The sequence below is a fragment of the Achromobacter semiaridum genome (genome assembly GCF_053543755.1).
In genome coordinates this window covers 26,989-39,569 of sequence record NZ_JBLVOL010000077.1, presented here as the reverse complement: position 1 = coordinate 39,569, position 12,581 = coordinate 26,989, and the positions used below count along the sequence as shown (strand labels likewise).

13 protein-coding genes are annotated in these 12,581 nt (G+C 62.8%); 10 read left to right on the top strand and 3 right to left on the bottom strand.

Annotated elements, in window-relative coordinates; genetic code table 11:
* The 6 genes from ACNPP0_RS20550 to erpA all read left to right on the top strand — a co-directional run.
* Positions 1–592, top strand: a 592-nt coding sequence (locus ACNPP0_RS20550) for a tyrosine ABC transporter ATP-binding protein (RefSeq protein ID WP_448706861.1), incomplete at its 5' end; no start/stop codon positions are given.
* Between the two features lie 408 nt (positions 593–1,000).
* The gene (rplM, locus tag ACNPP0_RS20545) at positions 1,001–1,429 is read left to right on the top strand and encodes a 50S ribosomal protein L13 (protein ID WP_006217309.1); all 429 of its coding nucleotides are present in this window, start codon (positions 1,001–1,003) and stop codon (positions 1,427–1,429) included.
* Between the two features lie 9 nt (positions 1,430–1,438).
* Positions 1,439–1,831 carry a 30S ribosomal protein S9 gene (rpsI, locus tag ACNPP0_RS20540; RefSeq protein ID WP_006217310.1) on the top strand — a complete coding sequence of 131 codons (393 nt, stop codon included), beginning with the start codon at positions 1,439–1,441 and terminating at the stop codon, positions 1,829–1,831.
* A 221-nt stretch (positions 1,832–2,052) separates the two neighbouring features.
* Complete coding sequence (argC, locus tag ACNPP0_RS20535) at positions 2,053–3,117, top strand: N-acetyl-gamma-glutamyl-phosphate reductase (protein ID WP_332612198.1); 1,065 nt, start codon at positions 2,053–2,055, stop codon at positions 3,115–3,117.
* A 46-nt stretch (positions 3,118–3,163) separates the two neighbouring features.
* Entirely contained in the window at positions 3,164–3,913 is a 750-nt protein-coding gene (locus ACNPP0_RS20530; RefSeq protein WP_448706860.1) for a DUF6776 family protein, read from the top strand.
* Between the two features lie 86 nt (positions 3,914–3,999).
* Positions 4,000–4,371, top strand: coding sequence for an iron-sulfur cluster insertion protein ErpA (gene erpA / locus ACNPP0_RS20525; protein WP_006217313.1), 372 nt, complete (start codon positions 4,000–4,002; stop codon positions 4,369–4,371).
* 69 nt (positions 4,372–4,440) lie between these two features.
* On the opposite strand, the gene ACNPP0_RS20520 is transcribed toward erpA, so the two are convergent.
* Positions 4,441–5,574 carry an anhydro-N-acetylmuramic acid kinase gene (locus ACNPP0_RS20520; RefSeq protein WP_448706859.1) on the bottom strand — a complete coding sequence of 378 codons (1,134 nt, stop codon included), beginning with the start codon at positions 5,572–5,574 and terminating at the stop codon, positions 4,441–4,443.
* 79 nt (positions 5,575–5,653) lie between these two features.
* Positions 5,654–7,063 carry a M23 family metallopeptidase gene (locus ACNPP0_RS20515; RefSeq protein WP_448706858.1) on the bottom strand — a complete coding sequence of 470 codons (1,410 nt, stop codon included), beginning with the start codon at positions 7,061–7,063 and terminating at the stop codon, positions 5,654–5,656.
* 257 nt (positions 7,064–7,320) lie between these two features.
* On the opposite strand from ACNPP0_RS20515, the gene tyrS reads away from it, so the two are divergent.
* The 4 genes from tyrS (at position 7,321) to nrdR (ending at position 11,557) form a co-directional block, all read left to right on the top strand.
* On the top strand, positions 7,321–8,550 hold the full coding sequence (gene tyrS, locus ACNPP0_RS20510; RefSeq protein WP_448706857.1) for a tyrosine--tRNA ligase: 1,230 nt from the start codon (positions 7,321–7,323) through the stop codon (positions 8,548–8,550).
* 72 nt (positions 8,551–8,622) lie between these two features.
* Complete coding sequence (locus tag ACNPP0_RS20505; protein ID WP_332612192.1) at positions 8,623–9,279, top strand: YbhB/YbcL family Raf kinase inhibitor-like protein; 657 nt, start codon at positions 8,623–8,625, stop codon at positions 9,277–9,279.
* 328 nt (positions 9,280–9,607) lie between these two features.
* The gene (glyA, locus tag ACNPP0_RS20500; protein WP_332612191.1) at positions 9,608–10,858 is read left to right on the top strand and encodes a serine hydroxymethyltransferase; all 1,251 of its coding nucleotides are present in this window, start codon (positions 9,608–9,610) and stop codon (positions 10,856–10,858) included.
* A gap of 219 nt (positions 10,859–11,077) precedes the next feature.
* Complete coding sequence (gene nrdR, locus ACNPP0_RS20495; protein WP_046806113.1) at positions 11,078–11,557, top strand: transcriptional regulator NrdR; 480 nt, start codon at positions 11,078–11,080, stop codon at positions 11,555–11,557.
* 56 nt (positions 11,558–11,613) lie between these two features.
* Here nrdR and ACNPP0_RS20490 read toward each other — a convergent pair whose 3' ends face one another.
* The gene (locus ACNPP0_RS20490) at positions 11,614–12,576 is read right to left on the bottom strand and encodes a GlxA family transcriptional regulator (protein ID WP_448706856.1); all 963 of its coding nucleotides are present in this window, start codon (positions 12,574–12,576) and stop codon (positions 11,614–11,616) included.
* Between the last annotated feature and the right edge of the window lie 5 nt (positions 12,577–12,581).

Here is a 12,581-nt window from a genome sequence, read left to right as displayed (position 1 = left end):
CCCCCGCAAGTCCACCACGCTGCTGGCGCTGTCGGGCCTGTTGCCCAAGGCGCGCGGCCGAGTCCTGTTCGAAGGCGAAGACATCACCAACCTGGCGCCCCACCAACTGGTGGCGCGCGGGATCGTGCAGGTGCCGGAAGGCCGCGCCATCCTGACCACCATGACGGTGCTGGAAAACCTGGAGCTGGGCGCGTACCGCCGTGGCCTGAAGAACGTGGCTTCCGACCTGGAATACGTGTTCAACCTGTTTCCGCGCCTGAAAGAGCGGATCACGGGCATTGCCGGCAACCTGTCGGGTGGCGAACAACAGATGCTGGCCATTGGCCGAGCCCTGATGGCCAAGCCGCGCCTGCTGCTGCTGGACGAACCGTCCATGGGCCTGGCGCCGATCGTCGTGCAGGAAATTTTCCGTTCGCTGCGCGCCATCAACGCCGATGGACTGACCCTGTTCCTGGTGGAGCAGAACGTGCGTCAGGCACTGAAGATCGCGCAAAGCGGATATGTGTTGGAAAACGGCGCCATGGCGCTGACCGGCACGGGCCGCGAACTGCTGGGCCACCCGCGCGTGCTGGAAGCCTACCTGGGCGCCTGACCGCGCCGGGCTCGCGCCGGCCCGGGCGCCGGCGATTTGTCCCCGGATTTTCCTGTGCGCTGGCTGCAACGTTGCTTGCGGCCAGCCGCCACCTGACTTCTTTTCGCTTGCCCAATCTTTGAGCAGCCGTGTTAGAATTTCAGGCTTTCCCTCATTTTGACTATTGCACGGGCGGGTAATAACGCTTAGGCGGGACGTCGATAAAGGCAAAAACCAAGGGCAAAAACCAAAGGCAAAACCATAGGCAAACCCCGATCTGAATATCACGGGTGGCTCGTTCATCAGGGTTCAGGTAGTAGGTTGCTGGTTGCTGGTTGTAGGTTGCTGGTTGTAGGTTTTGCCCAGTCTGGGAAAGAACACTGGCTAGACGTTCTAGTCAGCAAGAACTTTTTATTCTTAGGAACCATCATGAAGACCTTTGTGGCCAAGCCGCATGAAGTCCAACGTGACTGGTTTGTGATCGACGCCAAGGGCAAAGTCCTCGGTCGTGTGGCCAGCGAAGTCGCACGTCGTCTGCGTGGCAAGCACAAACCTGAATTCACGCCGCACGTTGATACTGGCGATTACATCGTCATCATCAACGCTTCCGATATCGTCGTTACCGGTACCAAGGCGAAGGACAAGAAGTACTTCCGCCACACCACGTACCCGGGCGGTATCCGCGAAACGAACTTCGAGAAAATGCAAGAGCGTTTTCCCGGTCGCGCCATTCAGAAGGCCGTCAAGGGCATGCTGCCCAAGGGTCCTCTGGGCTACGCCATGATCAAGAAGCTGAAGGTCTATGCTGGTGCCGAGCACCCGCACACCGCCCAGCAGCCCAAGACGCTGGATATCTAAGGAAACGCCATGATCGGTAACTGGAATTACGGAACCGGCCGTCGCAAAACTTCGGTGGCTCGCGTTTTCATCAAGAAGGGCACGGGTAAGATCGTTGTCAACGGCAAGCCCGTTGACGATTTCTTCGCCCGCGAAACTGGTCGCATGATCGTGCGCCAACCGCTGGAACTGACCGGCCACCTGGAATCGTTCGACATCAAAGTCAACGTCCACGGCGGCGGTGAAACCGGCCAGGCTGGCGCAGTCCGTCACGGCATCACGCGTGCCCTGATCGACTACGACGCGACCCTGAAGCCCGCACTGTCGCAAGCTGGCTTTGTGACCCGCGATGCCCGCGAAGTCGAACGTAAGAAGGTCGGCTTCCGCAAGGCACGTCGTCGCAAGCAGTTCAGCAAGCGTTAATGTTGCTGCAAAAAACCCGCTTCGGCGGGTTTTTTGTTTTTGGGCGTTGACGGCGGGCAGGTGTCCGATTTGTCCTGCTCGCCTTCTGCAACGCGGAACTCCGCGCCGCCTTTTTCGGTCGGATGAGTCTAGATCGCCCGTCGCGATGCTTGCGTCGGCGCAACCCTGTATTCTCCGGGCGATACAATCTGTTTTCGTCCTACGAAGAGTTCATACCTATCATGGCCCAAGCATCGAATACCCGTATCAAGGTTGGTATTGTCGGCGGCACCGGATACACCGGCGTCGAGCTACTGCGCTTGCTGTCGCAGCATCCCAATGTGGAATTGACCGCCATCACTTCCCGCAAGGAAGACGGCTTGCCGGTCGCTGATATGTATCCGAACCTGCGCGGCCGCGTGAATTTGGCCTTCTCCGCGCCGGAAAAGGCGTCGCTGACCGAATGCGACGTGGTGTTTTTCGCGACCCCGCACGGCGTGGCGATGGCGCAAGCGCAAGAGCTGTTGGCCGCGGGCACCCGCATCATCGATCTGGCGGCGGATTTCCGCCTGCAAGACATCCCGACGTTCGAGCGTTGGTACAAGATCCCCCACACGTGTCCCGATATCCTGGCTGAAGCGCAGTACGGCCTGGTTGAACTGAACCGCGAAGCCATCGCCAAGGCCCGCGTGATCGGCAACCCCGGCTGCTACCCGACCACGGTGCTGCTGGGCTTGGCCCCGTTGCTGGAAGGCGGCAAGGCCCTGGTCGACACGCAATCCCTGATTGCCGACTGCAAGTCGGGCGTGTCGGGCGCTGGGCGCAAGGCCGAGGTTGGCTCGCTGTTCTCCGAAGCGTCCGACAACTTCAAGGCATATGGCGTGTCGGGTCACCGTCACCACCCGGAAATCTCGTCGCAGCTGGAAAAGATTGCCGGCGGCAAGGTCGGCCTGACGTTCGTGCCGCACCTGGTGCCGATGATCCGCGGCATGTTCTCGACGTTGTACGCGCGCATCCTGCCCGAAGCGCGCGACACCGACTTCCAGGCCCTGTTCGAACAGCGTTACGCCAACGAGCCTTTCGTTGACGTCATGCCCGCCGGCAGCCTGCCCGAGACCCGGTCCGTGCGCGCGTCCAACAACCTGCGCATCGCCCTGAGCCGCCCTGACAACGGTGACCTGCTGATCGTCATGGTCGTGCAGGACAATCTGGTCAAGGGCGCCGCCGGACAGGCTGTGCAGAACATGAACCTGATGTTCGGCATTGCCGAATCCACGGGCCTGGATCAGGTGGCTATCCTGCCTTGAGGCTTTGCACGGGCCGCCTGCGCAAGCGGCCGGCCCTGCGCGCTTTATGTCCGTCGACGCCCCGTCCTCCCACCCGCCATCCCGCCCCGCCGGCGGGATGCTGCGCATATTCGCGGGGCTGCTGATTGGCGTGCTGCTGGGAGGCGCCGTCGGTTATGGCTATGCGCTGCGCCAAGCTCGTCCGTCGGACGCCTTGGTGATCAGCACACAACAGGCCGAGGCGCAGGCAGAGGCCATGCGCCAGCAAAGCGCGCAGCTGCGCTACACGCAAAGCCAGCTCGATACGGCGGACGGCGAACTCGTCATCGAACGATCGGCCCGGCAAGAGCTTGAAACGCAGTTGCGCGTGGTCCAGGCCGAGGTCGGTCGGGTACGCGATCAGTTGGCGTTCTACGAACAATTGTTGCCCGCCGGCCCGGAGGGGTCGGTGGATATTCGAGGCGTGCAGATTGACCGTGAAGGCGGCGGCCTGCGCTACAAAGTCCTGCTGATGCGTAGTGGCCGCAATGGCGGCACGCCGTTTGCGGGCGCGTTGCGGTTTCAAGCCACGGGCGTGCTCAAGGGCGAAACCGTTACCGTGGACCTGGCGCCGATGCAGGTCAGGGCCGAGACCGGCCCCGTAACCGCCACAGGCGAAACCACCACGGCGGCTTCGCTGGCATTGCAGTTCGATCAGTACCAACGCAGCCAGGGCATCCTGGCCGTACCCGAGGGATTTGTCCCCGAAAGCGTGACCGTCAGCGTCCTGGAAGGCGAAACCGTCCGCGCCTCGCGAAGTGTCAAACTGGAACTTTGAGTCTAGTCAAGCCCTGCGCTATAGTGACACTATGCGAGCGCCGTTGCCGCTCACCGAAATATGGCCGACCCGGCCAGGAGTGAACCATGAATGCAGTAACCGAAACCGTCGATCTTCAGGCCGCCCCGCCTGTGCCCCTGGTCTTTACCGACTCGGCTGCCGCCAAAGTGAAGGATTTGCTGGCCGAAGAAGGCAACCCTGATCTGAAGCTGCGCGTCTTTGTCCAAGGTGGCGGCTGTTCGGGTTTCCAGTACGGCTTCACGTTCGACGAAGTCGTCAACGAAGACGACACCGTGCTGGACAAGGCTGGCGTCCAACTGCTGGTTGACCCGATGAGCTTCCAGTACCTGGTCGGTGCCGAAATCGACTACAAAGAAGACCTGGAAGGCGCGCAATTCGTCATCCGCAATCCCAACGCCAGCACTACGTGCGGCTGCGGTTCCTCGTTCTCGGTGTAATAACCCTGGCAGGAAAGTAAAAGCCCTTCGGCATGCCGAAGGGCTTTTTGCATTGCATTGGCCGCGCGATCAGGCCGGATACAGCGCGCCCAGAATACGCGCCCCCAGTGCCCCCGTCACCGCGGGATGTCCGGCCGGCCGCCGCTGCACGAAAGCCTGCGCCAGCCACGCGAACGCCAGCGCCTCGACCTGTTGTGCCGGCACGCCCAGCGCGTCGGTTGGCTGTACGGGCCGTTGCAGGCAGTACGCCAGTTCTTGCATCAGGCCCGCGTTGCGCGCGCCTCCTCCGCATACGAAAACGTCCTGTGTGCCCGCCGCCGCTGCGTCGATGGCGTTTGCCACGGTGCGGGCTGTCAGGCGTTGCAGCGTGGCCTGCACGTCCTGGGGCGCGGGCTTGGGGCCGTCAAAGGCGGCCAGGCGATCATCAAGCCATTGCAGGTTGAACAAGTCCCGCCCGGTGGACTTGGGCGCGGGCAGCGCAAACCACGGCTCGCTGGCGATCAATTGTTCCAGCAGCGGCGCCACCACCTGGCCGGTGGCGGCCCAGCGGCCGTCTGCGTCGTACGGTTGGCCCAGGTGACGCTGACACCACGCGTCCAGGAATACGTTCGCGGGGCCGGTATCGAAGCCGCGCACGGGCTGGCCCGGAACAAGCAGGGTGACGTTGGCGATGCCGCCCAGGTTCAGGACGGCACGGCCATGCGGCGCGCCGAATATCGCCGCGTGAAAGGGAGGCACCAACGGGGCGCCCTGGCCTCTGGCGGCCACGTCGCGGCTGCGAAAATCCGCCACCACGTCAATCCCCGTCAGTTCGGCAAGCAGCGCCGGCGCGTTCAATTGCACCGTATACCCGCTGTCGGGGCGGTGCCTGACGGTTTGGCCGTGCGCGCCGATGGCAATCACATCGCTGGCGTTCGCTCCGGCGTCTTGAAGCAGCGCGGACACCGCCTGGGCATACAGCCGGGCAAGCGCATTCGCGGCCAAGGCGGCGCGAGCCAGCTCATCGTTGCCGGACACGTTCAGCGCCAAGAGCTCGCGCCGCAGATTTTCCGGCATGGGCAGGCTGGCGCTGGCCAGCACTTGGGGCGGCTGCGCCTGCGCCAGGCGCACCAGCACGCCGTCCACGCCGTCGACGCTGGTGCCGGACATCAAGCCGATATAAAGCCCTTGTCCGGCGGGCGATGCGGTTGAAGTGGAGTTCACGGGCGCCTCGTTAAAAAGAAAAAGGCGGCCGGCAGAGTCTGCACGGGCCGCCTTTCTGGACGTTTGCGGGTCTGGCCGCCTAGCGGCTGGCCACGTTGGTCAACGCGTCGGGCAGCGTCTGCTGGAACTGGGTCAGCAGCTGGATCTGTTGCTTGTAGGGCGCCACGGCATTGTTGAACGCACGTAGTTCAGCGGGTTCCAGGGCACGCGCAACAGGCAGGTCTACGGCCAGCGGGTCGATCGGCTGGTTGTCCACGCGGAACTCGTAATGCAGGTGCGGGCCGGTGGCCCAGCCGGTGGAGCCGACATAGCCCAGCAGTTGGCCCTGCGAGATCTTGGAGCCCTTGGTAATGCCTTCGGCGATGCGGCTCTGGTGCGCGTACAACGTCGAATACTTACCGTGATGCTTCACGATGACGACGTTGCCGTAACCGTTCTGCCAGCCCGAGAACTCGACCGTGCCGTCCGCCGTGGCGTGGATCGGCGTGCCCGAGGGCGCGGCGTAGTCCACGCCCTTGTGACCCGTCCACGTTTTGTGGATGGGGTGCATGCGCATGCCGAACGTGGAGCTGATGCGGCTGAACTTCAACGCAGTGCGCAAGAAGGCGCCGCGCAGGCTGGTGCCGTCGAAGTCGTAGTACGAACCGGATTTTTCATCGGGGCTGAACCAGACGGCGTTGTACGTCTTGCCGCCGTTGATGAATTCCAGGGCCAGCACGCGGCCCGCGCCGGCATAGCGCCCGTCGTGCGAGCGAACTTCGTAGACCACGCGGAATTGGTCGCCTTGGCGCAGGTCCCGCAGGAAGTCGATCTTGGCGCTGAGGATGTCGGCCATCTGCATGGTGACCGAGTCAGGAATGCCGGCGGAGTCCGTCGCGCCAAAGAGCGACGACTTGATCGTGCCCACGGCAACGCGCGTCTGGCGCTCGGTGCTTTCGGTGATTTCCTCGGCCTTGTAGGTCTCGCCGGCAGGGGCGACGTGCAACATGCGCGTGACGACCTGGCCGTCCGTCTCGTTGCCCGGCGTGTGGATGTAACGCAGCCAGATCAGGTTGCCCTGTTCGTCCGTGGCGGCCTGCACCGAGCGGCCCGGGTACAGCTTGTAGATGCTGCGAGCGCTGGCGTCATGGGTCAGGAACGTTTGCAGGCTGGGCGCGTCCAGCTCCAGCCGCTGCAACACCGCGGCCAGCGTGTCGCCGGAGCGAATGCGGGTTTCGCTGATGTACGGCGCGGCGCTGGGCGTGCTGACTTCGACCTGCTCGGCGGTCAACGGCAGAACGCTCTGGATGATGCGGGACGGGGGGAGTTCGGAGCGGTCGGGTTGCTGCACCATGCCCAGGGCGGCGGCGCCGGCAAACAGACCAATAGCGGTGACGAGAACAGTGCGACGGAAAAGTCCCGAGCGATGCGGCTTGGGCTCAACGGGCGCAAACAGGGCAGCAACTTTGCGCTTGATGCTACTCGCCAGTTCGTGGAGGCCACGATTCATCGTGAAGATACCCTCTCAGGTGGCATGAGCTCGCAGGGTGCGTGACACGAACGGCCCCCGCGCGCCACGATATCCGGGGCAAGGGCTGGCGCGGGGCGCATCTTGTGAACAACGGGTGGTAGACCGAACCACAACTGCGTATATATGGCAGTTGCGTATGATTGGGCGGTATCCTAGCTGATTCGGCTAGAATTTTCGATAGTTTTCGTCACTTTTTACACCTTTTTGTCGGCTGAAGCCGCTTTGGTCCCCCTGCCATGTCTCCCTCTGAAGCCCCTATCACTCCTGAAGTCGAAGCTGATCTGCGTATAGCGAAGCGCGGTTGCGACGAACTGCTGGTTGAATCCGAATTCGCGCGCAAGCTGGCCAAGAGCCGCGCCACCGGTGTGTCGCTGCGCATCAAATTGGGGCTGGACCCCACCGCGCCCGACATCCATCTGGGCCACACGGTGGTGTTGAACAAGATGCGCCAGTTACAGGACCTTGGGCACAACGTCATCTTCCTGATCGGCGATTTCACTTCGACCATCGGCGACCCCAGCGGCCGCAACAGCACCCGCCCGCCGCTCACGCGTGAGCAGATCGAATCCAACGCCAAGACGTACTACGCGCAGGCCAGTCTGGTGCTGGATCCGGCGCGCACTGAAATTCGCTACAACTCGGAATGGTGCGATCCGCTGGGCGCTCGGGGCATGATCCAGCTGGCGTCCCGTTATACGGTTGCCCGCATGATGGAACGCGAGGATTTCACCAAGCGTTTCAAGGGTGGCATCCCGATTTCGGTGCACGAATTCCTGTATCCGCTGATGCAAGGCTATGACTCCGTGGCGCTGAAGTCCGATCTGGAGCTGGGGGGCACCGATCAGAAATTCAACCTGCTGGTCGGGCGCGAGCTGCAAAAGGAATATGGCCAGGAGCCCCAGTGCATTTTGACGATGCCGCTGCTGGTCGGTACCGACGGCGTCGAGAAAATGTCCAAGTCCAAGGGCAACTACATCGGCATTTCGGAGTCGCCCGATTCGATGTTCGGCAAGCTGATGTCCATTTCCGACACGCTGATGTGGCGCTACTTCGAACTGCTGTCGTTCCGCTCGCTGGAAGACATCGCCGCCCTCAAGCAAGAGACGGATGGCGGCCGCAACCCGCGTGATGCCAAAGTCATGCTGGCTCAGGAAATCATCACGCGCTTTCATTCCGCCAAAGCGGCGGACGATGCGCTGGCGTCGTTCGAGGCGCGCTTCCGTGACGGCGCCATCCCCGAAGACATGCCTGAGGTGAATATCGGCGGCGCGCCCGTCGGTATCCTGAAGCTGCTGCGCGAGGCCGGCCTGGTCGCATCCGGTTCCGAGGCGCAGCGCAACGTCGAGCAGGGCGGGGTGCGAGTCAATGGCGATCGGGTGGAAGATAAATCGTTGCAATTGCCTGCGGGCACCTACGTGGTGCAAGTGGGCAAGCGCAAGTTCGCGCGTGTTAACTTGAACCCATGATTGCGAAGTTTTGATACGCTGAGGGTACGGACGAAGGCTGGTACGCCTTTGCGGCATTTCAAGGAGCACGACATGAAACTTTCGAGTTTGTCTTTTTCCGATCACGAGTCGATTCCCGAGCGTTACGCGTTCGGCAAAGTCGATGCGCAATCGCACGTCGCGCTGGCAGACAACTACAACCCGCAGTTTTCCTGGGACGACGTCCCGGCGGGAACGCAGTCGTTCGCGTTGATCTGCCATGATCCGGACGTGCCGTCGCAGCCCGATGACGTCAATCAGGACGGCCGCGAAGTGCCCGCCGACCTGCCGCGCGTTGATTTTTTCCATTGGGTGCTGGTGGACCTGCCGGCGGATCTGCGGGAAATCGACGAAGGCGCGTTCTCCAATGGCATCACGCCGCGCGGAAAGGGCGGCCCGCTGGCGCCGATGGACGCCCGCCAGGGGATCAACTCGTATTCGTCCTGGTTCGCCAACGATCACGACATGAGCGGCGACTATTTCGGCTACGACGGTCCGTGCCCGCCCTGGAACGATTCCATCGTGCACCGCTATGTGTTCACGCTATATGCGCTGGACGTCCAGAGCCTGAACCTGAACGGCTCGTTCACGGGCGAAGACGCGCTGCGCGCCATGCAAAAGCACGTGCTGGCACAGGCCTCGGTCACCGGCACCTACACGCTGAACCCGCGGCTGGCGCCTAAACAGATCGGCGCAACGTCAGCGACCTGACGCCGTTGCATGAACCGAGAGGGCCGCACGCCGAGTGCGGCCCTTTTTTTATGCGGCCTTGTTCCGCCCGGCATCGTTTTGCGCGGCTCGTACTTATGTGTCCCTTTTTATTGGCGCGCTTGCATGAATCTTCTTCAAGTCGGCATGAGCGGGATTTTCCGCCGCTAGCCGGCGCCGTGGTTTTCACGCCCGTCGGCCGAAAATTGCCTGCCTTCGGCGTATTTTGGCGGTAATCGATTCCGGCTGACGCGGTAAACTACGCAGATTCTTCGGGTTTACCCACCCGACACTGCTTTCTCCTCTCTTACCGCCTCAGGAATCCCCCGTCATGTTTGACCGCAACCTTACCTTGTCCAAGGCTGACCCGGACGTTTGGGCCGCCATCCAGAAGGAAGACGTTCGCCAAGAGCAGCACATTGAGCTGATCGCTTCGGAGAACTACGCCAGCCCGGCCGTCATGGAAGCCCAAGGCACGCAGCTCACGAACAAGTACGCCGAAGGCTACCCGGGCAAGCGTTACTACGGCGGTTGCGAATACGTGGACGTGGTCGAGCAGCTGGCTATCGACCGCCTGAAGCAGATTTTTGGCGCTGAAGCCGCCAACGTGCAGCCGAATTCCGGCTCGCAAGCCAACCAGGGCGTCTACATGGCTGTGCTCAAGCCGGGCGACACCGTGCTGGGCATGAGCCTGGCCGAAGGCGGTCACCTGACGCACGGCGCGTCGGTCAACGCGTCCGGCAAGCTGTACAACTTCATCTCGTACGGTTTGGACGAAAATGAAGTCCTGAACTACGCGCAAGTCGAGCAGCTGGCCAAGGAACACAAGCCCAAGCTGATCGTGGCCGGCGCGTCGGCGTACGCCCTGCACATCGACTTCGAACGCATGGCCCGCATCGCTCGCGAGAACGGCGCGCTGTTCATGGTCGACATCGCCCACTACGCGGGCCTGGTCGCCGGCGGCGCTTATCCCAATCCGGTTCCCCATGCCGACTTCGTCACGTCGACCACGCACAAGTCGCTGCGCGGCCCGCGCGGTGGCGTCATCATGATGAAAGCCGAGCACGAGAAGATCATCAATTCGGCCATCTTCCCCGGCATTCAAGGCGGCCCGCTGATGCACGTCATCGCCGGCAAGGCCGTAGCCTTCAAGGAAGCGCTGGAACCCGGCTTCAAGGATTACGCGCAGCAAGTCGTCAAGAACGCCAAGGTGCTGGCGGACACGCTGGTCAAGCGCGGCCTGCGCATTGTGTCCGGCCGTACGGAAAGCCACGTCATGTTGGTTGACCTGCGCTCCAAGGGCATCACGGGCAAGGAAGCGGAAGCCGTGTTGGGCCAGGCTCACATCACGGTCAACAAGAACGCCATCCCGAACGACCCGGAAAAGCCCTTCGTGACCAGCGGCATCCGCCTGGGCACGCCGGCCATGACAACGCGCGGCTTCACTGAAGCCGAGGCCGAACTCACCGCCAACCTGATCGCCGACGTGCTGGACAACCCGCGCGACGAAGCCAACATCGCCGCCGTGCGCGCCCGCGTCAATGAACTGACCTCGCGCCTGCCTGTGTACGGCAAGCGTTAAGCCATACGCGGTAAACAGTCACCCTGCGCGGTCCGCCGCGCGGGCGACGAACAAAGGGACGGCCCCGCAAGGCGCCGTCCCTTTGCTTTGCGCGGTACTGCGGTATCCTCGCGCAATTCAAAAAAATAAGAGGGACAAATTAATCCCTGTCGGCGCTTCCCACGGGCGCGTCGTTACAATATGCTCAAATTTTGCTATTCGTGCCTATAGGGAACACACATGCGGTGTCCATTTTGCGGCAATGCCGAAACGCAGGTCGTCGACAGCCGGGTTTCGGAAGAGGGCGACGCCATTCGTCGCCGCCGCCGTTGCCTGTCCTGTGACAAGCGATTCACCACCTATGAACGGGTGGAGCTCGCCATGCCTTCCATCGTGAAGCGCAATGGCAGCCGCAGCGACTACGATCCCGTCAAGCTGCGCGCCAGCCTCAGCCTGGCGCTGCGCAAGCGCCCCGTCAGCACCGAAGACGTGGACGCCGCGGTCGCGCGCATCGAAGAGCAATTGCTGGCCAGCGGGCTACGCGAGGTGCCGTCCGAGCACATCGGCGAGCTGGTCATGAACGAACTGCGCAAGCTGGACAAAGTGGCGTACGTGCGCTTTGCCTCGGTCTACAAAAGCTTCGAGGACATCGGCGAATTCGTCGAGGCCATTCGCGAGATGCAAGGCCCGCTGCTGCCCGGCAAGCTGCGCAAGGAATAAATCAGCGTTGGCGCCTGGTGGCGATATGGCGGTGGAATAGCGGCGCTTCGGCGCCGCTATTGCATGGGAGTCGATCGCGCCAGGCTGGGGGATTGCGGCTGAAATTTTCGCCACACGCGGCGCATGTGCTGGGCGGACCCGAACCCGGATTTTTCGGCCACGCGTTCCAGGTCCAGCCGCGTTTCGCGCAGCAAGTCGCGCGCCAGCGCCACCCGGATCTGGTACAGGTAGTCCATCGGTGTGCAGCCGGCATGCTCGCGAAACAACCGTGTCAGGTGCCGCGGGCTGGTGTGCGCCTGGTCCGCCAGCGATTGCGCGGACCACGGGGCGGCGGGATCGCGGATCACCGCGTCCTGCACGCGGTGCACGGTCGGGTGCATGTGGCTGCGGTGTTCCAGCCAGGGCGACAGCGCGGTATCGGTGCCTGCGCGGCGCTGATAGACGACCATCTCGCGCGCGACCTCGCTGGCCACGCGCGGCCCACAATGACGCGCGACCATATGCAGCGCCAAGTCGATGCCCGCTGTAATGCCGGCGCTGCTGACCAGGTTGCCGTCTTCGATGAAGATGCGGTTGTTGTGCACGCGGGCGCTGGGATCAATGCCGGTCAATTGCGCCAGGCATGAGTGGTGGGTGGTGCAGTCGCGCTGGCGGGTCAACCCCGCCGACGCCGCGAACAGCGCGCCCGCGCACACCGTCATCAGCGTAAAGCCGTCCGCGGGGTGGCGTACGGCCAGCCATTTGATGATGGCGTGCGCGTCAGCGTCCTCCAAACGGGTGTGCTGGCCGACCACGCCCGAAATAATGACCAGCGCATTGGCCGGCAGCGCCGACGGCAGTGGCCGGATGCGCGCCAGATGCAAGCCGGCAATCCCGCTTTCCACTTCCGGCGTGGGGCCGCAAAAATGCTGTTCGAACGTACCCGGGCACAGCTTGTTGGCCACGCGGAACGCTTCCGCCGGCCCGGCCAAGTCCAAAAGAACTATGCCGCGGGGTAGAACGAAATACACCGGAATCATGGCGG

Excerpts from the sequence above, each read along its gene's own strand:
- rplM (WP_006217309.1), top strand. The coding sequence starts at position 1,001 with ATGAAGACCTTTGTGGCCAAGCCGCATGAAGTCCAACGTGACTGGTTT.
- rpsI (WP_006217310.1), top strand. The coding sequence starts at position 1,439 with ATGATCGGTAACTGGAATTACGGAACCGGCCGTCGCAAAACTTCGGTG.
- argC (WP_332612198.1), top strand. The coding sequence starts at position 2,053 with ATGGCCCAAGCATCGAATACCCGTATCAAGGTTGGTATTGTCGGCGGC.
- ACNPP0_RS20530 (WP_448706860.1), top strand. The coding sequence starts at position 3,164 with ATGTCCGTCGACGCCCCGTCCTCCCACCCGCCATCCCGCCCCGCCGGC.
- erpA (WP_006217313.1), top strand. The coding sequence starts at position 4,000 with ATGAATGCAGTAACCGAAACCGTCGATCTTCAGGCCGCCCCGCCTGTG.
- ACNPP0_RS20515 (WP_448706858.1), bottom strand. The coding sequence starts at position 7,063 with ATGAATCGTGGCCTCCACGAACTGGCGAGTAGCATCAAGCGCAAAGTT.
- tyrS (WP_448706857.1), top strand. The coding sequence starts at position 7,321 with ATGTCTCCCTCTGAAGCCCCTATCACTCCTGAAGTCGAAGCTGATCTG.
- ACNPP0_RS20505 (WP_332612192.1), top strand. The coding sequence starts at position 8,623 with ATGAAACTTTCGAGTTTGTCTTTTTCCGATCACGAGTCGATTCCCGAG.
- glyA (WP_332612191.1), top strand. The coding sequence starts at position 9,608 with ATGTTTGACCGCAACCTTACCTTGTCCAAGGCTGACCCGGACGTTTGG.
- nrdR (WP_046806113.1), top strand. The coding sequence starts at position 11,078 with ATGCGGTGTCCATTTTGCGGCAATGCCGAAACGCAGGTCGTCGACAGC.
- ACNPP0_RS20490 (WP_448706856.1), bottom strand. The coding sequence starts at position 12,576 with ATGATTCCGGTGTATTTCGTTCTACCCCGCGGCATAGTTCTTTTGGAC.